14 protein-coding genes and 1 pseudogene are annotated in these 15,877 nt (G+C 74.1%); 5 read left to right on the plus strand and 10 right to left on the minus strand.

Annotated elements, in window-relative coordinates; all coding sequences use genetic code 11:
- Window positions 1-303, minus strand: a pseudogene (locus tag CWIS_RS00635) (hypothetical protein); the annotation flags it as partial.
- A gap of 124 nt (window positions 304-427) precedes the next feature.
- Here CWIS_RS00635 and CWIS_RS00640 point away from each other — a divergent pair.
- Complete coding sequence (locus CWIS_RS00640) at window positions 428-664, plus strand: helix-turn-helix domain-containing protein (protein WP_048341292.1); 237 nt, start codon at window positions 428-430, stop codon at window positions 662-664.
- A gap of 80 nt (window positions 665-744) precedes the next feature.
- Here CWIS_RS00640 and CWIS_RS18535 read toward each other — a convergent pair whose 3' ends face one another.
- A complete protein-coding gene (locus CWIS_RS18535; RefSeq protein ID WP_048341293.1) occupies window positions 745-1,272 on the minus strand; it encodes a hypothetical protein in 528 nt (175 codons plus the stop codon).
- A gap of 172 nt (window positions 1,273-1,444) precedes the next feature.
- Here CWIS_RS18535 and CWIS_RS00650 point away from each other — a divergent pair, with 172 nt between their 5' ends.
- Both CWIS_RS00650 and CWIS_RS17340 read left to right on the plus strand, forming a co-directional pair.
- Window positions 1,445-2,527: a LysM peptidoglycan-binding domain-containing protein gene (locus CWIS_RS00650; RefSeq protein WP_048341294.1), complete on the plus strand. Its 1,083-nt coding sequence runs from the start codon at window positions 1,445-1,447 to the stop codon at window positions 2,525-2,527.
- Window positions 2,524-3,129 carry an Rv3235 family protein gene (locus tag CWIS_RS17340; RefSeq protein WP_053071472.1) on the plus strand — a complete coding sequence of 202 codons (606 nt, stop codon included), beginning with the start codon at window positions 2,524-2,526 and terminating at the stop codon, window positions 3,127-3,129. Before CWIS_RS00650 ends, CWIS_RS17340 begins: the two co-directional genes overlap by 4 nt.
- A 111-nt stretch (window positions 3,130-3,240) precedes the next feature.
- Here the strand turns inward: CWIS_RS17340 and secA are convergent, their stop codons facing one another.
- The 5 genes from secA to CWIS_RS00680 all read right to left on the minus strand — a co-directional run bounded on the left by secA (window position 3,241) and on the right by CWIS_RS00680 (window position 10,117).
- Window positions 3,241-6,021, minus strand: coding sequence for a preprotein translocase subunit SecA (gene secA / locus CWIS_RS00660; RefSeq protein ID WP_048341295.1), 2,781 nt, complete (start codon window positions 6,019-6,021; stop codon window positions 3,241-3,243).
- Window positions 5,984-6,994 (minus strand): DMT family transporter, encoded by a 1,011-nt coding sequence (locus CWIS_RS00665; protein ID WP_048341296.1) that lies wholly within the window; start codon window positions 6,992-6,994, stop codon window positions 5,984-5,986. Before CWIS_RS00665 ends, secA begins: the two co-directional genes overlap by 38 nt.
- Complete coding sequence (locus CWIS_RS00670) at window positions 6,991-8,322, minus strand: winged helix-turn-helix domain-containing protein (protein ID WP_048341297.1); 1,332 nt, start codon at window positions 8,320-8,322, stop codon at window positions 6,991-6,993. Before CWIS_RS00670 ends, CWIS_RS00665 begins: the two co-directional genes overlap by 4 nt.
- 155 nt (window positions 8,323-8,477) lie before the next feature.
- On the minus strand, window positions 8,478-9,101 hold the full coding sequence (gene hpf, locus CWIS_RS00675) for a ribosome hibernation-promoting factor, HPF/YfiA family (RefSeq protein WP_048341298.1): 624 nt from the start codon (window positions 9,099-9,101) through the stop codon (window positions 8,478-8,480).
- A gap of 218 nt (window positions 9,102-9,319) precedes the next feature.
- The gene (locus CWIS_RS00680; RefSeq protein WP_082156110.1) at window positions 9,320-10,117 is read right to left on the minus strand and encodes a ComF family protein; all 798 of its coding nucleotides are present in this window, start codon (window positions 10,115-10,117) and stop codon (window positions 9,320-9,322) included.
- 236 nt (window positions 10,118-10,353) lie between these two features.
- Between CWIS_RS00680 and CWIS_RS18540 the strand changes: the two genes are divergently transcribed.
- On the plus strand, window positions 10,354-10,521 hold the full coding sequence (locus tag CWIS_RS18540; RefSeq protein WP_170210886.1) for a hypothetical protein: 168 nt from the start codon (window positions 10,354-10,356) through the stop codon (window positions 10,519-10,521).
- A gap of 54 nt (window positions 10,522-10,575) precedes the next feature.
- A complete protein-coding gene (locus CWIS_RS17345) occupies window positions 10,576-11,592 on the plus strand; it encodes a PH domain-containing protein (RefSeq protein WP_053071473.1) in 1,017 nt (338 codons plus the stop codon).
- Here the strand turns inward: CWIS_RS17345 and CWIS_RS00690 are convergent.
- The 3 genes from CWIS_RS00690 to mtrA are packed head-to-tail and all read right to left on the minus strand — an operon-like array spanning window position 11,580 to window position 15,686.
- Window positions 11,580-13,268 carry an LpqB family beta-propeller domain-containing protein gene (locus tag CWIS_RS00690; RefSeq protein WP_048341299.1) on the minus strand — a complete coding sequence of 563 codons (1,689 nt, stop codon included), beginning with the start codon at window positions 13,266-13,268 and terminating at the stop codon, window positions 11,580-11,582. The two genes, CWIS_RS17345 and CWIS_RS00690, sit on opposite strands and share 13 nt — an antisense overlap.
- Complete coding sequence (gene mtrB, locus CWIS_RS00695; RefSeq protein ID WP_048341305.1) at window positions 13,265-14,971, minus strand: MtrAB system histidine kinase MtrB; 1,707 nt, start codon at window positions 14,969-14,971, stop codon at window positions 13,265-13,267. Before mtrB ends, CWIS_RS00690 begins: the two co-directional genes overlap by 4 nt.
- A gap of 31 nt (window positions 14,972-15,002) precedes the next feature.
- Complete coding sequence (mtrA, locus tag CWIS_RS00700) at window positions 15,003-15,686, minus strand: MtrAB system response regulator MtrA (protein ID WP_048341300.1); 684 nt, start codon at window positions 15,684-15,686, stop codon at window positions 15,003-15,005.
- Window positions 15,687-15,877 lie beyond the last annotated feature (191 nt).

The following is a 15,877-nucleotide window of genomic DNA, read 5'->3' on the forward strand; positions in this document are numbered from 1 at the left end:
CCGCAGCGCCACGACGTCCTCGGGCAACGGCTCGAGCGCCGACAGGTAGCCCCCGCTCGCGATCTCCGGGAGCCTGACGTCGACGACCACCAGCGCGGCGGCGTCGACCGACGTCCCGGGGACCAGCACGGCCCGCGTCGCGTACACCGGGACCGTCGCCTGTGCCGAGCGCACCGCCCACGCACCGAGCGCCACGGCGGCGGCCACCAGGGCGATCCCCGCCAGCAGGCGAGGGTCGCGCCAGCCCGGGCGGCGCAGCCGCGCGGCCGTCGGCGCGGGGAGGTCGAGCAGGGCGGTGTCCACAGGCGGGCTCCTTCGTCGTGAGGTCCAGCGCGTCGCATCCTGCCGCAGGCGAGCGGACAAAGGGTGCGAACCGCAGCATTGTGGATAACCGGAGACGCGCGCTCCCGCGTGCCAGACTGCGGGCATGCCGCAGCAGTACCTCTCCCTCGCCGACGTCGCCGAGATCCTCGGGGTCTCGGTCGGGCAGGTGCGCACGCTCGTGACATCCGGGGATCTCGAGGGGTTCCAGATGGGCGGACGCAACATCTGGCGGGTCGGCGTGGACGACCTCGAGGCCTACGTGCAGCGCGCGAAGGCGCGCACGCGCGAGCGCATCACGAGCGGCGCGGGCTTCGACGACGACGCGGAGCGCGCCGACTGAGCCACGCCTCGGGCCCGGTCGCGGGCCGCCGGGCGTCCGCCCGCTCCGCAGGGGCGGGACCCGCGCGTTCCCTCGCCGGGTCAGCCCGAGCGGACGACGACGAGCGCGTCGAAGGCGAACGTCCAGGCGGCCGTCGCACGCTCCGCGTGCATCGGGGTGACGTCGACGTGATCGGCACCGACACGCTCGAGCCGGCCTGACACGCTGACGCCGTCGGCGTCGACACGGACCGCCGTCCGGTCGCGGGCCAGCGCCCGCAGCGCATGCCCGAGGGCGAGCCTGCGCTCGACCTCCCCCGCGGACGGCGCGGCATACGGCGCGAGCCCGACGACGGCGGTCACCGCGGGCACCGGCACGAGCGCGCGGCGCACCGGGTCGGGCGCGAGCAGCACCCATTGCGGCGCCGTGTCGACGACCACGCCGTCGACGCTCTGACCGTCGCGCAGCACGAGCCGCAGCGGCGTGGCACGTGAAGCCCGCAACCGGTCCGCGAGGCGCACCTGAGCACGTTCCGCGCGCGTGAGCTCGGCGACCTCGTCGCGCAGGTCCTGCGCCGCCGCAGCGTCGAGCCCCGCCTCCAGGTCCGCGAAGAGCGCCTCCCACCGCACCGCCCCACCGTAGGGCCGTGCGCGCGCACGCGACCGGCCTTCTCGCCGGCCGGACGGCTCACCTCCTCACCTGACGACGGGCAGGACTGGACAGATCGGACACGCACCCGGTAGACCTAGGGGCCTCAAACGACATCAAACGGCATCATCAGTACCTAAGCAGGGGGAAACGATGGTTGGGACGGGACAACGGAGGCTGGTCACGCTGACGCTGCTGGCGCTGGGAGCGCTCGGCGCCGGGCTGCTGGCCGTCGTGCTGGCGGCGGTCGCCCTGGCCGCGGCGCGCCCCGGCCGCCCGGTCGCAGTGCAGGACCTGGTCAGCGCAGGCGTCGCGACTCTCGGCGCGGTGACGGCCGCCTGGCTCGCGGCGTCCTGCGCCCTCGGGTGGGCCTGCCTCGCCGGGCGCCTGCTCGGCGCTCAGTGGCGGGCAGGCGAGATCGCGCTGCGGCGGTGCGCGCCGGTCGTCGTCCGACGGGCCGTCGCCGGCGCGGTCGGGGCGAGCCTGGGGCTCGGGTTGGTCGCGACCGGTGCACAGGCGGCTCCGGTCGTCGAGCCGACGTCAGTGAGCACGGCGGCGGACTCCACCGCGACCACCGGGTGGCGACCGTCGGCCGCCGACGCCGCGGGCACCGCTGCGGGGACCGGCGTCGGCGCCGGTACCGGCACCGACGCAGGCACGGGCGCCGACACGGGGGCGGACGGCTTCGTCGGCGTCGCCCCCGGCGCGGGCGGACGTGCCGCACAGGGCCGCGACGCGGGTGTCGCACCCGAGGTCGCGGGAGTGACGGCACCGGACCCCGGAGCGCCGCCCCTCACGTGGCAGGTCACGACGCCCGAGCAGGCTCCCCGCGTCGACCCGCAGGAGTCCTCTGCTCCGTCGCCCGCTCTCGACGCGACCGACGAGGGACGTGACGCGACGACCGGTACGGCTCCGGCCACCGCTGACGCACCGGGAGACCTCACCGTCACCGCCACGTCCCCGACGCGCGCCGCGGCGCAGCGGTCCACGGACCCCGATCACGACGGAGACCGCCTCGTCGACGTGGACGAGGACGTCGCCCCGCGCGTCGTCGTCGGGCAGGGCGACTCGCTGTGGTCGATCGCCGCGGCCCACCTTCCTGCTGGCGCGAGCGACGCCGCCATCGCCGCGGCGTGGCCGCGCTGGTACGAGGCGAACCGCACGGTGATCGGTGCAGACCCCGACGTGCTGCTCGTCGGCCAGTCCCTCGAGGTCCCGATGGAGACGGCACGATGACCGCGCTCACGGTGGCCGAGGCGACGTCGACGCTCGAGGACGCACTGGCCGCAGGCCTCGCGCACCCTCGTCCTCGACCGGGTCCGCGCCCGCGCCGGGCCGCGCTCCCCCGCGTGCGCCCCGTGCCCGAGGTCGGGCCCGCGTTGGCTCCGGTGCCCCGCGTCGAGCACGACCTGCGGCCCGCGCACACGCTGCGCACCCGGATCTCCGTGCTCCGCGGCGCCGACCGCACGCACGTCCAAGAGGCCGCCGACGACCAGCCCGCCGCCGTCCCCGTCGACCACCGCTCGCTCGTCGGCTCGTTGGCGCTCGCGAGCATCGAGTCGCTCGTGGGCCGTCGGCCCGTGGCGCAGCTCGCCCGGTGGCTCACCCCCGGCGTCTACGACGCCCTGCACGCGCGTGCGACCGCGTCCGCGCGGGTCCTGGGACCGCGGTCGGGTGGACGCGCCGTCGTCGTGCGCAACGTGCGGACGTGCCGGCTCGACGAGCGCGTCGTCGAGGCGAGCGCCGTGGTGGACGACGGCATCCGCGTGCGCGCGCTGGCGCTGCGGCTCGAGGCCCACCGGCAGTCCTGGCGGGTCACCGCGCTCGAGATCGGCTGACGGCGCACACCCCCAGGGACGACGAACGCCGCCGACGGGAGATCCCGTCGGCGGCGTTCGTCGCTCTGCTGCCCTGTGCTCGACCGACCGGCCGCGCTCAGAGTCGCGCCATCAGCGCTTCTTCTGCTGCTTGGCCGCGCGGCGGCGTGCCTCGCGGTTGCCCGCATCCCCCGCGGCGGGCGCTGCGGGCGCGCCCGGCTCGTCGGCGGTGGGCGCCGAATCCGCCGAGACCCCGGTGTCGCCGTCGACCGACGGCGCGGAGTACTGCAGCGGGACCCGCCGCTCAGGACCGTCGATGCCCTTGGCGACCAGGCGCGGTCCGCTGCCCGCAGCAGCCGCGGCCGAGTCGGCCGTGAGCACCGGAGCGTCCTCACCCGCCGGCGCGTCGTCGGTCTGCACCTGGACCTGCAGGTTGTACAGGTAGCCGACCGTCTCCTCCTTGATGGCGTCGGTCATCGCGTTGAACAGCTGGAAGCCCTCGCGCTGGTATTCCACGAGCGGGTCACGCTGCGCCATCGCGCGCAAGCCGATGCCCTCCTTGAGGTAGTCCATCTCGTAGAGGTGCTCACGCCACTTGCGGTCGAGAACCGAGAGGGTGACGCGCCGCTCGAGCTGACGCATGTTCTCGGAGCCGATCTGCTCCTCGCGCTCGGCGTAGGCCACGTCCGCGTCCGACGCGAGCTCGCGCAGGATGAGGTCCGAGGTCAGGCGGGTGGGGCCACCGACCTCCTCGACGACGTCCTCGGGCGTGATCGTCACCGGGTAGACCGCGCGCAGCGCCGTCCACAGGGCGTCGAGGTCCCAGTCCTCCGGGCGCCCCTCGCCGGTCGCACCCTCGACGTACGCCGTGAGCACGTCCGAACGGAAGTGGCGGATCTGCTCGTGCAGGTCCTCTCCCTCGAGCACGCGGCGACGCTGCTCGTAGATGACCTCGCGCTGGCGGGACATGACGTCGTCGTACTTGAGGACGTTCTTGCGGATCTCGAAGTTGCGGGCCTCGACCTGCGACTGCGCGGACTGGATGCCGCGCGTGACGATCTTCGACTCCAGCGGCAGGTCCTCGGGGAAGCCCGCGCGCGTCATCATCGACTCCGCGAGGCCCGAGTTGAACAGGCGCATGAGGTCGTCCTGCAGCGACAGGTAGAACCGGGACTCGCCCGGGTCGCCCTGACGGCCGGAACGACCGCGCAGCTGGTTGTCGATGCGGCGCGACTCGTGGCGCTCGGTGCCGAGCACGTAGAGCCCGCCCAGCTCGACGACCTCGTCGTGCTCGGCCTTGACCGCCTCGCGCGCCTTCTCGAGCGCGCCCGGCCACGCGGCCTCGTACTCGTCGGCGTTCTCGGCCGGGTCCAGCCCGCGCGCGGCGAGGTCCGCGACCGCCATGAACTCGGCGTTGCCGCCGAGCATGATGTCCGTGCCACGGCCGGCCATGTTCGTCGCGACCGTCACGGCGCCCTTGCGACCGGCCTGCGCGACGATCGACGCCTCACGCGCGTGCTGCTTGGCGTTGAGCACCTCGTGCGGGACGCCGAGCTTGCGGAGCTTGGTCGACAGGAGCTCGGACTTCTCGACGCTCGTCGTGCCGACGAGCACCGGCTGGCCCTTCGCGTGCCGCTCGACGATGTCCTCGACGACCGCGTCGAACTTGCCGCTCTCGCTCTTGTAGACGAGGTCCTTCTGGTCGATGCGCTGCATCGGACGGTTCGTCGGGATCGGGACGACACCGAGCTTGTACGTGCCCTGGAACTCGGCCGCCTCGGTCTCGGCCGTACCGGTCATGCCCGAGAGCTTGCCGTACAGACGGAAGTAGTTCTGGAGCGTGATCGTGGCGAGCGTCTGGTTCTCCGCCTTGATCGCCACGCCCTCCTTGGCCTCGATGGCCTGGTGCATGCCCTCGTTGTAGCGGCGCCCCGGCAGGATGCGGCCGGTGTGCTCGTCGACGATCAGCACCTCGCCGTTCATCACGACGTAGTCCTTGTCGCGCTTGAACAGCTCCTTGGCGCGGATCGCGTTGTTGAGGAACCCGATGAGCGGCGTGTTGAGCGACTCGTACAGGTTCTCGATGCCGAGGTAGTCCTCGACGCGCTCGATCCCGGGCTCGAGGACGCCGATCGTGCGCTTCTTCTCGTCGACCTCGTAGTCGCGCTCCGCCTGCAGACGCCGTACGACCTTGGCGAACTCGCCGTACCAACGGTTCGCGTCGCCGGACGCCGGGCCCGAGATGATCAGCGGCGTACGGGCCTCGTCGATGAGGATCGAGTCGACCTCGTCGACGATCGCGAAGTTGTGCCCGCGCTGCACGAGCTCGTCCGTGCTCCACGCCATGTTGTCGCGCAGGTAGTCGAAGCCGAACTCGTTGTTCGTGCCGTACGTGATGTCCGCGGCGTACTGCTCACGACGCTCGGCCGGCGTCATGGTGCCCATGATGCAGCCGGTCGTCAGGCCCAGGAAGCGGAAGACGCGGCCCATGAGCTCGCTCTGGTAGCTCGCCAGGTAGTCGTTGACCGTGACGACGTGCACGCCCTTGCCGGTCAGCGCGTTCAGGTAGGCCGGCGCGGTGGCGACCAGGGTCTTGCCCTCACCGGTCTTCATCTCGGCGATGTTGCCGAGGTGCAGCGCCGCGCCGCCCATGAGCTGGACGTCGAAGTGCCGCTGCCCGAGGGTGCGCCGCGACGCCTCACGCACGGCCGCGAAGGCCTCCGCGAGGATGTCGTCGAGCGTCTCCCCCTCGGCGAGGCGCGCCTTGAACCGGTCGGTCTCCTCGCGGAGCTCCGCGTCGGTGAGGGACTCGAACGCATCCTCCAGGGCGTTGACCTGCTGGGCGACGCCCGACAGCTTCTTGAGGATCCGGCCCTCACCGAGCCGCAGGACCTTCTCGAGAATCGCTGACACGCATGACTCCTGGTGTAGATGTCCCGGGCTCGGACGGCGCGGGGTGGCGCGGGAGCCCGGCGGCGTCGCCGAGCGCGACCATCCTAGGCGAGGCGGACGCGCGTGGGCGCAGCACGACCACAGCCGAGACGAGCAAGATCGCTCCGAGCACCCCGAAGAGCCCCAGGTGCTCGTCCCGCAGCGCCACCGCGAGCACCGCGGCGGTCACCGGCTCGAGCAGCGAGAGCAGCGTCGCCGACGTCGCGGGGACGGTGCGCAGGCCCGTGAAGTAGGCGCTGTAGGCGGCCGCCGTGGGCACCACGGCGAGGTACACGAGCCACGCCCACCCTGCGCCGTCGGTGGGGAGCTGCAAGCCGCCGGGGCTCGCGAGCGCGTACGGCACGAGCAGCAGTCCGCCGAGGGTGAACGCGAGCGCGGTGACCGCGAGCCCGTCCAGTCCGGGGACCGGCTGCGCGTTCACGCCGGTGATCCCCGCGAACGCGGCGGCCGCGACGAGCGCGAGGGTGATGCCCCACGGGTCGACCGCGTGGCTCGGGTCCTGACCGAGCACGAGCGCCCCGAGCCCGGACAGCGCCAGCACGAGCGCCGACGTCGTCGTCCGCGACGGCCACGACCGGGCCCGCACCGCCGTCACCCCCGCGACGAGCAGCGGAGCCGTGCCGAGCGTGACGAGCGTCGCGACCGCCACGCCCGCGCGCTCGACCGCCTCGAAGTACGCGGCCTCGAACGCGGCGATGAGCACCGCGGTCGCGACGACCCGCGTGACCGCCGGGCGGGAGCGCGGCAGCCCGCGCAGCCGGCCGAGCGCCGCCAGCGCGACGAGCAGGGCACCTCCCCCGCCGAGGAGGCGGTAGTCCGCGACGGCGCCTGACGACAGCCGTGCGGCGTCGCCGAGCTCGGCGCCCGCCAGCCCACCGGTCCCCCACAGCACGCCCGCGAGCGCGACCAGGACGAAGTCGGACCGGCGCGTCACCCCACGGCCCCGGCTGTGCCCGCGGGGCCGGCCGACGGTCGCACCGCCCGGGTGAGCGCGGGTACCAGGTCCCCGCCGACGCCGTCCGCGCCGAACGTGATCTCGTCGAGCCCGGTCCATCGCGCCACGAGCCAGAGCTCGTCCGCGAGCGCCCGCGCGACCTCGTCGTCGCCCGGCGCCCCCTGCCGGTCGCGCGCGCCGGGTGCGCGGTGCGCGGCCTGCACGACGAGCCGGCCGGTCGCGCGGTCCGCCTTGAGGTCGACGAGCGCCTCGATGGCGTCACCCAGCAGGAACGGCAGCACGTAGTAGCCCCACTGCCGCTGCGCCTGCGGGACGTAGATCTCGATCCGGTACCGCAGGCCGAACAGCTCCTCGAGCCTGCGACGTTCGAAGACGAGCGGGTCGAACGGGCTCAGCAGCGCGGCGCCGGTCGCGCGGCGCGGCACGCGCGCCTCGACATGCCGGTACACCTCGCGGTCCCAGCCCGCCACCTGCGCGGGGACCAGGACGCCGTCCGCGACGAGCGAGCTCACCGCGCGCTGGGCGCGGGCGGTCGAGAGCCGGAAGTAGTCGGCCAGGCAGCGCAGCGTCCCGATCCCGTGCGCGCGGGCCGAGATCTCGACGAGCCGGCGCACGGCCTCCTCGTCGTCCGGCACCTGCCGAGCGGCCACGTCGCTCGGCAGGACGCGCTCGGTCAGGTCGTAGCGCCGCTCGAACGCCGGCGTGCGCCCCGCGACCGCGACCTCGCCCGCGAAGAAGAGGTACTCGAGCGCGCTCTTGGCCACGGTCCAGTTCCAGCCCCAGGCACCCGTCTCGCGCGGGAAGCGCTCGGCGAACAGCTCGTGCGCCTGCTGCGAGGTGACCGGCCCGCGATCGGCGACCATCGTGCGGACCTCGTCGAGCACAGGGGACTCCCGCAGCGGCACACCCTCGACGACTGAGGCGCCGTACCGCTCGCGATCCGCGCGCCGCCGCCACTCGAGCAGCTGGTACGTCGTCGGCGGGACGTAGGAGGCCACGTGCGCCCACGACTCCATGAGACGGCGCGGCGCACGCGACGCCGCCCGGTCGAGCAGCGCGACGTCGTACGGGCCGAGGCGGGAGAACAGCGGCACCTGGTGCGCACGCGCGAGGACGTTCACGGAGTCGATCTGCAGCAGGCCCACCCGGTCGATGACCTGCTGCACCTGCCGGATCGTGATCGGGCCGTCCGGGCGCGGCCGGTGCAGGCCCTGCGCCGCGAGCGCGATGCGCCGCGCCTGGGCGAGCGTGTACCGCTCGGGGACCGGGACCGGCGTCGGTGCCGACGTACGCGTTGGCGTGACCACGAGGACATCCTGCCCTCCGGGTCCGACATCGCCCCGACTCCGCACGCAGCCGACGGTCCCGGGCGCAGCGCGGGGCCCGGGCACGACGACGCCCGGCCGGGAGAAGGACACCGGCCGGGCGCGTCAGTCGCGGTGGCGCCTGCGAGGCGCGCGGGTCACCCGACCCGCGCCTGCGCAGACACCGGGGTGTCGAGCTTGATCACGCCGTAGCTCCACCCGCGCCGCCGGTAGGCGACCGCGGGCTGCGCGGTCTCCGCGTCGACGAACAGGAAGAAGTCGTGCCCGACCAGCTCCATCTCGTACAGCGCGTCGTCGATCGTCATCGGCAGCGCCTGGTGCGTCTTCTCCCGGATCACCACGGGCGAGTCACCGAGGGTGACCTCGGTGGTGCCGTCGGCTGCGACGGCGGACTCTTGCACGGGTGGCTCCTCCTGAGGCGGTCGCACGTCGACCGGCGTGAGCGGAGTGTGGTTGCGGTGGTCCTTGCGACGGTCGCGCGTCCGTCGCAGGCGCTCGAGGAGCTTGGTGAGCGCGAGGTCCAGTGCTGCATACCTGTCATCGGCGCACGCCTCGGCGCGGATCACGGGCCCCTTGTCGATGACGGTGAGCTCGACCCGTTCCGAGCTGTCCGCCTGCCGGGGGTTCGTCTCGTGCGAGACGAGGACGTCGATCCGCTGGGCGCGGGGGGCCAGCTGCTCGATCTTCGAGAGCTTGTCCGTCAGGTGCGCCCGAAACTTCGGGGACACCTCGGTGCGCCGGCCGGCAACCACGATCTCCATGTGAGCCTCCTGGGAGGTGAGGGGCGGCGGCTCGCCGCCCGGTGTCTGCGGTCGTGGCCCTCGAGAGGGCCGCTTCGGGCATCACCTCCTCCACGCGCCGGCCGGTCCGAGGACCGTCCCGTGCGACGTCGGCTCGGACTGACACGCTAACCCCGCCGAGGTCGCATCACCACTGTGCGCTCGCCGGACGCGCCGAAGTCAGGCTGAAGGTCCCGGGATCACCCGTTCAGAGCACCGGGGCCGGGCGTGGACGCGAGCGTCACGGCCGCCACGGGCAGCGCGCCGGCCGAGGTGAGCGCACGCGCCGCGGCGGCGAGCGTCGCCCCGCTCGTGAGCACGTCGTCGACGAGCACGACGAGCCGCCCGTGGACGGCCGCTCCGTGCCGGGACGCCACGCGCACCCGGCCGAGTCGTGCGCGGTCCCGGACCCCGAGGCCCACCTGGTCCGTGCCGTCGCGGAGCAGCACCCGCGCGCGGTGCGCGACGAGTCCCGTCGACCGCAGCCCGTCCACCACACCGTCCGCGAGCTCGTCGACGTGCGCGAAGCCGCGCCGCCGGAGAGCGGCACGCGTCGACGGCGCGGGGACGACGAGCACGCTCGTGCCCGGCACCAGCGCCGCGAGCGAGGCCACGCCGGGCGGGCCGACGACCAGGGCGGACCCGAGGCGGGACGCGCACGCCACGAGCGGCCGCGTCAGGTCGCGGCGCCCGCGGTCCTTCCAGGCGATGACGGCCGCACGCACCACGCCGACGCAGTCCGCGAGCGTCAGCACGGGCAGCGGCGCGGCGTCGAGCGGGTCGAGCCGGCCCGCGCGCTGCTCGCAGCGCCACGGCTCGCGGTCGAACGCCGCGCGGCACGGCGGGCACCACGCCTCGTCGTCCCGGCCGCAGCCCGCGCACTGCACGGGCAGGACGAGACCCGCGAGCTCGTGCCATACCTCGCGCAGGCCCGCCGCGATCCGCGCACGTCGCTCGCACGACGCGCGGCGCCCTGTGCCCTGCCCGACCCGACCCATCCCGCGATCGTGCCGTCCACCCGGCCGCCGCGGGCCGCGCACCCTCGACCTGGGGACGACGAGGGGTCACTTACGACCGGCCCGTCGTGTCGCTTTCGGGTGAAACGTGCCGGTCTGTACTGTGTGCGCCGACCGGTGGGCCGGCGACGGCCCGTCGGCGACCGACCGGACGACGACGGCGGCGGTGACCAGCAGCACCTGACCACGCGACGACGAGCCACCCGGAGGAGCCGACGATGCCGGCGAGAGCCAAGAACATCCTGATGTGGATCGTCGTGATCTTCCTCATCTACGCCGTGGTGCAGAACCCGGACAAGGCCGCCGACGTCGTGCGGTCGATCTGGGACTTCATCTACGACGCGTTCGCGGGGTTCGGGCGCTTCTTCAGCAACCTGGCGTCCTGACGGGCGCGGCGCCGACGCCCGACGGCGGGCCTCACGCGGACGGGAGGTGACGACGTGACGACGGACGACGCCACGCGCATCGTCATGACCCACCGGCTGCTGCGCCGGTACGTCCTGCCCGGCGAGCGCGTCGTGCTGGCGGCCCGCTGGCACTGGGCCAAGCTCGTCGAGCCCGCGGTGACGGCGTCCGTCGTGTTCTGCGTGTGCGGGTGGCTGACCTACGTCCTGCAGTCGTCGCTCGGCGACCGGGCGCTCGTGGTGTGGTGGTTGTGGGTGGCGGCGCTGCTGCGGTTCGGCTGGCTGCTGCTGGTGTGGCGCGTCGAGTGGTTCGTCGCGACCGACAAGCGGATGCTGCTGCTCACGGGCCTCGTGACCCACCAGATCGGCATGATGCCGCTGATGAAGGTCACCGACATGCGGTACTCGCGGTCGGTGCTGGGCCAGGTGCTCGGCTACGGGCAGTTCCTGCTGGAGTCCGCCGGGCAGGACCAGGCGCTGCGCCAGATCAACTGGGTCGCACGTCCCGACGCCACCTACCGCGACCTGTGCGCGCTGATCTTCACGCCAGCGGACATGCCGCCGTCGGACGGCGAGGACGACGCGGGTCCGCCCACGCGCCCGCGCCCGCGTCCCGACGGTTCGCGCCCGGACGGCCCACCCGGCTCGGTCCCACCCGGCTCAGCCCCACCCGGCTCGGTCCCGCCCGCGGTCGTGCCGGCACGGCCGAGCGGTGGCGGACGGCTCGCGGTCACCGCCGACCGCTGGGCCGAGCCCCTCGTCGTGTGGCCGACGCGCGACCACCCGTTCGACCCGGACGACACCCAGCCGCTGCGGGTTCCGCGGCGTGCCACGACCGACGCCGCACGCGTCGCACCCGTCGGACCCGTCGGACCCGTCGCCCCCGTCCCGCCCGGCACGGACGAGGACGAGTCGCACGAGCCGTCCTGGTACGTCTCGGAGCCGACCGCGCGGTTCGTCGACCTCCACGGTGCCCGGCACGACCCGGACACCGCAGACGACACCGACGACCGACAGGAGCCGCGCGAGCCGCGGGCGGATCAGCCGGGGTAGCTCGGGTCGCGCACGCCCTCGACGTCGGCCACCGTGGCCCACGTCGTGCCGACCAGCTTGTGCAGCACGCCGTCGGTGGTCGTGAGGTAGACGACCCGACCGCCCGCGAGCGCCTCGACGTCCGGCACCTCGGGCTCGGCGGTCGTCGGACCGAACACGGGCACGCGGTGCACCAGGAGCGTCTCGCCGTCGCTGCGCCCGACCACGCCGAGCACGGACTCGTCGAGCCAGACGACCTCGGTCGCGTCCTCGAGGACCGCGCCGACGCGCACGGGCTCGCCGAGCTTCTGCGGCGTCCCCTGCGCGTCGCGCACGACCGGGAACACGTTGACCCACACGCCGTCGGCCCCGCGGGACACCACGGCGAGCCGGGTCGCGTCGCGGGCCATCCGCACGGCGACCGTCGTGCGGCCCTCGAGCCACTCGGCGGGCACCACGAGCGGGTCCTCGCCGTCCTTGACCGCGATCACGCCCTCACCCGCCCGTGCCGTCCACACCCAGCCGAGCCGGTCCACGGACGGCGCGACGAGCGCAGGCCCCGGCACGAGCACCCGGGACTCGGCGTCGACGCGCGGCACGGTCACGAGCGAGCCGCCCGCGTCGAGCATGACGCGCAGGTCACCCTTCTCGTCGCGCGCGAGCGCCCGCGAGCCCGCCGGTAGCGGCGCGATCCCGTCGACCGCCGTGAGGCCGTCCTCACCGAGCGCGACGAGCTGGTCGTCCTGGATCATCTCGACCGGGCCGTCGGGCAGGCCGCCGCGCGGGATCTCCCGCTGCTCGACGAGCGGCACCGCACCGGCCGTGACCTTGACCCGGCGCACCCCGGCGACCTGGATCAGCGAGGCCTCGAACTGCGCGACGATGCTCGCCGTGTCGGCCTTGAGCAGGGTGTTGGCCGGGTCGAGCGGGACGAGCGCCGAGCCCGAGACGTCGATGACGACCGTCCCCGCCTGGAGCTGGACTCCCTCGGGGATCGCCGTCGTGACGGCGTCGCGCAACCACGGCGACGGGCCGACGAGCAGAGCGCGCGCGACCCAGGTCTGCAGGTTGTGCGCGGGGAACCAGCGGGTGTCGGGGACGAGCGACTCCCCGTCCGCGGACAGGAAGTACAGCGGCGTGGACCGGAACTGCTTGTCGAAGGACGCCGCGGACAGCACGAGCCCGTCGGGCGCCAGCGAGATGCGCCACTCACCCTGGACGCGCACGAGGTCGTAGGTGACCGCCGTGTCCGCGCCCTGCGGGGCCTCGGTGTAGCGCCCGTCGGCGTCCACGCGGGCCGCCAGGGGGACGGTCGCGGTCACGGAACGGGACCTCGTGTCGACGACGACCGGCGCCTCCGCGACGAGCACCTCGGTCAGCGGCTCCCACGTGCGCTTCACCGGACCGGTGAGGAACTCCCGCGCGGTCGCGAACTCGCTGTCGAACCCGGCCGCACCCGCGAGCTGGAAACCCTCGACGATCTGCTGCGGCGTGGCGCCGGGGCGCGGGCCCTCGGCGAGCACGTCGATGTCGCCGTTCTCGGTCACCGTCCCGTCGCCCTCGCGTACCGCGCCGGACGTCGGGATCGAGGTGCACGCCGCGAGCGCGAGCACGACGAGCGCGGCCAGCCCGGACGCCGCGAGGCGCACCGGACGCCGCGAGCGTGCGGCCCGGCTGCCGGACCAGGGCGTGCTCATCGGACCTCCTGGCGCTGGTGGGTGTCGGGAGGGTGCTGCTCGTCGACGAGGTCGGGCAGCGCCGCGGGGTCGGTGCGCGAGCGGGTCACGACCTGGGTCACGGGGTCGGGCGGCGCGGGCTCGTCGGGCACGAGGGGCAACGGCGAGTCCGTCAGCCGGATGCCCGCGCGGCGCGGCAGCGTGAGGCGGAAGCACGCGCCGCGACCGGGCCTGCCCCACGCCTCGAGCCAGCCGCCGTGCAGGTGGGCGTCCTCGAGCGAGATCGCCAGCCCTAGCCCCGTGCCGCCCGTGGTGCGCGCGCGTGCGGGGTCGGCGCGCCAGAAGCGGTCGAAGACGTGCAGCGCCTCCTCGGCGGTCATACCGACGCCGTGGTCGCGGACCGTGACCGCGACGGCGTACCGGTCCGCACCGACCGTGACCTGCACGGTGCTGCCCTCGGCGTGCTCGATCGCGTTGACGAGCAGGTTGCGCAGGATGCGCTCGACGCGCCTCGGGTCGATGTCCGCGATGCACTCGGACTGCGCCAGCTCGACGCTCAGCCACGAGCCGCGACGCCCCGCGAGCGGGAACGTGTGCTCCACGGCGGCCAGCACCACGTCGCGCACGTCGCGCGAGTCGGCGTCCAGGACGGCGGCGCCCGCGTCGAACCGGCTGATCTCGAGCAGGTCGGCGAGCAGGTCCTCGAACCGGTCGAGCTGCGTGGCGAGGAGCTCGGCCGACCGCTTGACCGCGGGGTCGAAGTCGTCGCGCGACGCGTGGATGACCTCGCCGGCCATCCGGATCGTCGTCAGCGGCGTGCGCAGCTCGTGCGACACGTCGGAGACGAACCGGCGCTGCAGCGCCGACAGCTCCTCCATGCGGCGGATCTGGTCCTGCAGGCTCGCGGCCATCTCGTTGAACGAGCTGGCGAGCGTGGCCATCTCGTCCTCGCCCCGCACCGGCATGCGTTCGGCGAGGTGACCGTCGGCGAGGCGCTCGGCGACCTCCGCGGCACGACGCACGGGGCGCACCGCCTGGCGCGTCACGAGCCACGTCATCCCGCCGAGCAGCGCGACGAGCGCGACGGCCGCCGCCGCGAGCGTGCGCAGCAGGAAGTCGAGCCGGTCCTGCTCGGCCTGCAGGCTGTAGAGGAAGAAGAGCTGGTAGGTCCCCGCGAACGGCACGTTGACGTCCTGGCCGACCATGACGGCGGGCTCGACGCGACCGCTCACCTCCCACGCGACGGACTGCCAGCGCTGGCCGCCCTCGGCCGTGGCCCGCTGCAGCTCGGGGCTGACCAACGGGATCAGCACGCGCGCGGACGCGGCGTTGCCGACGGAGTCCGCCGACGACTCCCCCGGCGCGCGCAGCAGGAACACCTCGCGCTCGCCCGCACCGCCCGAGCCCTGCACCGTGGCGACGTCCTGCAGGAGGCGCTGGACGTCGGGCGCGGTCTGCGCGTTCGACGAGTCGAACGTCTTCTGCGCCTGGCTGGTGCCGCGCGCGCTCTCGAGCAGCAGCTGCTCGACGCGCCCGGTGAACAGGCCGTCCTTCATGCGGTCGCCGACGTACAGCCCGATCGCGCCGAGCGCGACGAGGCCCATCGCGAGCGTCGTCGTGATGACGCGGACCTGCAGCGACGAGCGCCACGCGTGCGCCCAGCGCCGCAGCCGGCGCCCGGCCCGCGCCCGCACCAGGCGCCCGGTTCCCTTCAGCCGCGGCACCGCGGGCACCCCCCGGCGGGTACGACGAGCGTCACGTGGGCGTCACGCCCGCCTTGTAACCGACTCCGCGCACGGTCACGACGATCTCCGGCTGCTCCGGGTCGTTCTCGATCTTGCTGCGCAGCCGCTGCACGTGGACGTTCACCAGCCGCGTGTCGGCGGCGTGCCGGTAGCCCCACACCTTCTCGAGCAGGACCTCGCGCGTGAACACCTGCCACGGCTTGCGCGCGAGCGCGACGAGCAGGTCGAACTCGAGCGGCGTGAGCGAGACCGGACGGCCGCCGCGCTCGACGCGGTGCCCCGGGACGTCGATCGTGACGTCGCCGATCGTCAGGTGCTCGGGCGCGGGCTCGTCGGTCCGACGCAGGCGCGCACGGACGCGGGCGACGAGCTCCTTGGGCTTGAACGGCTTGGAGATGTAGTCGTCGGCGCCCGACTCGAGGCCGAGCACGACGTCCACGGTGTCGCTCTTGGCCGTGAGCATGACGATCGGGACCCCGGACTCGGCGCGGATCAGTCGGCACACCTCGTTGCCGTCCTTGCCCGGCAGCATGAGGTCGAGCAGGACGAGGTCCGGCTGGGTCTGCCGGAACACGCCCAGCGCCTCGTCGCCGTCCTCGCAGAAGACCGGGTCGAACCCCTCCGACCGCAGCACGATGCCGATCATCTCGGCGAGCGCGATGTCGTCGTCGACCACCAGCACACGTCCCTTCATGGCGGCATTGTCGCACCGTCCGCCGTGCACGCCGGGCGAAGCCGCGCGCGCGACCGGGTGGAACTACCGGCCGACGACCTGCGGCGTGGCACGATGAGGGCGCGCTCGGCCCCGCCGGGTGCGCAGGCAGGCCCGGGCGCGCGCCCGGCCCGGACGCGAGGGAGCCACGCCACGATGACGGGCCCGCAGGA

It is taken from the genome of Cellulomonas sp. A375-1, assembly GCF_001040865.1.
Taxonomy (GTDB): Bacteria; Actinomycetota; Actinomycetes; order Actinomycetales; family Cellulomonadaceae; genus Cellulomonas; species Cellulomonas gelida.

What these genes read in the sequence shown, in the direction of transcription:
- CWIS_RS18540 (WP_170210886.1), top strand. Translation starts at nt 10,354, where the DNA reads ATGCCGGCGAGAGCCAAGAACATCCTGATGTGGATCGTCGTGATCTTC.
- CWIS_RS00650 (WP_048341294.1), top strand. Translation starts at nt 1,445, where the DNA reads ATGGTTGGGACGGGACAACGGAGGCTGGTCACGCTGACGCTGCTGGCG.
- hpf (WP_048341298.1), bottom strand. Translation starts at nt 9,101, where the DNA reads ATGGAGATCGTGGTTGCCGGCCGGCGCACCGAGGTGTCCCCGAAGTTT.
- CWIS_RS00690 (WP_048341299.1), bottom strand. Translation starts at nt 13,268, where the DNA reads ATGAGCACGCCCTGGTCCGGCAGCCGGGCCGCACGCTCGCGGCGTCCG.
- CWIS_RS00640 (WP_048341292.1), top strand. Translation starts at nt 428, where the DNA reads ATGCCGCAGCAGTACCTCTCCCTCGCCGACGTCGCCGAGATCCTCGGG.
- mtrA (WP_048341300.1), bottom strand. Translation starts at nt 15,686, where the DNA reads ATGAAGGGACGTGTGCTGGTGGTCGACGACGACATCGCGCTCGCCGAG.
- CWIS_RS17340 (WP_053071472.1), top strand. Translation starts at nt 2,524, where the DNA reads ATGACCGCGCTCACGGTGGCCGAGGCGACGTCGACGCTCGAGGACGCA.
- CWIS_RS00680 (WP_082156110.1), bottom strand. Translation starts at nt 10,117, where the DNA reads ATGGGTCGGGTCGGGCAGGGCACAGGGCGCCGCGCGTCGTGCGAGCGA.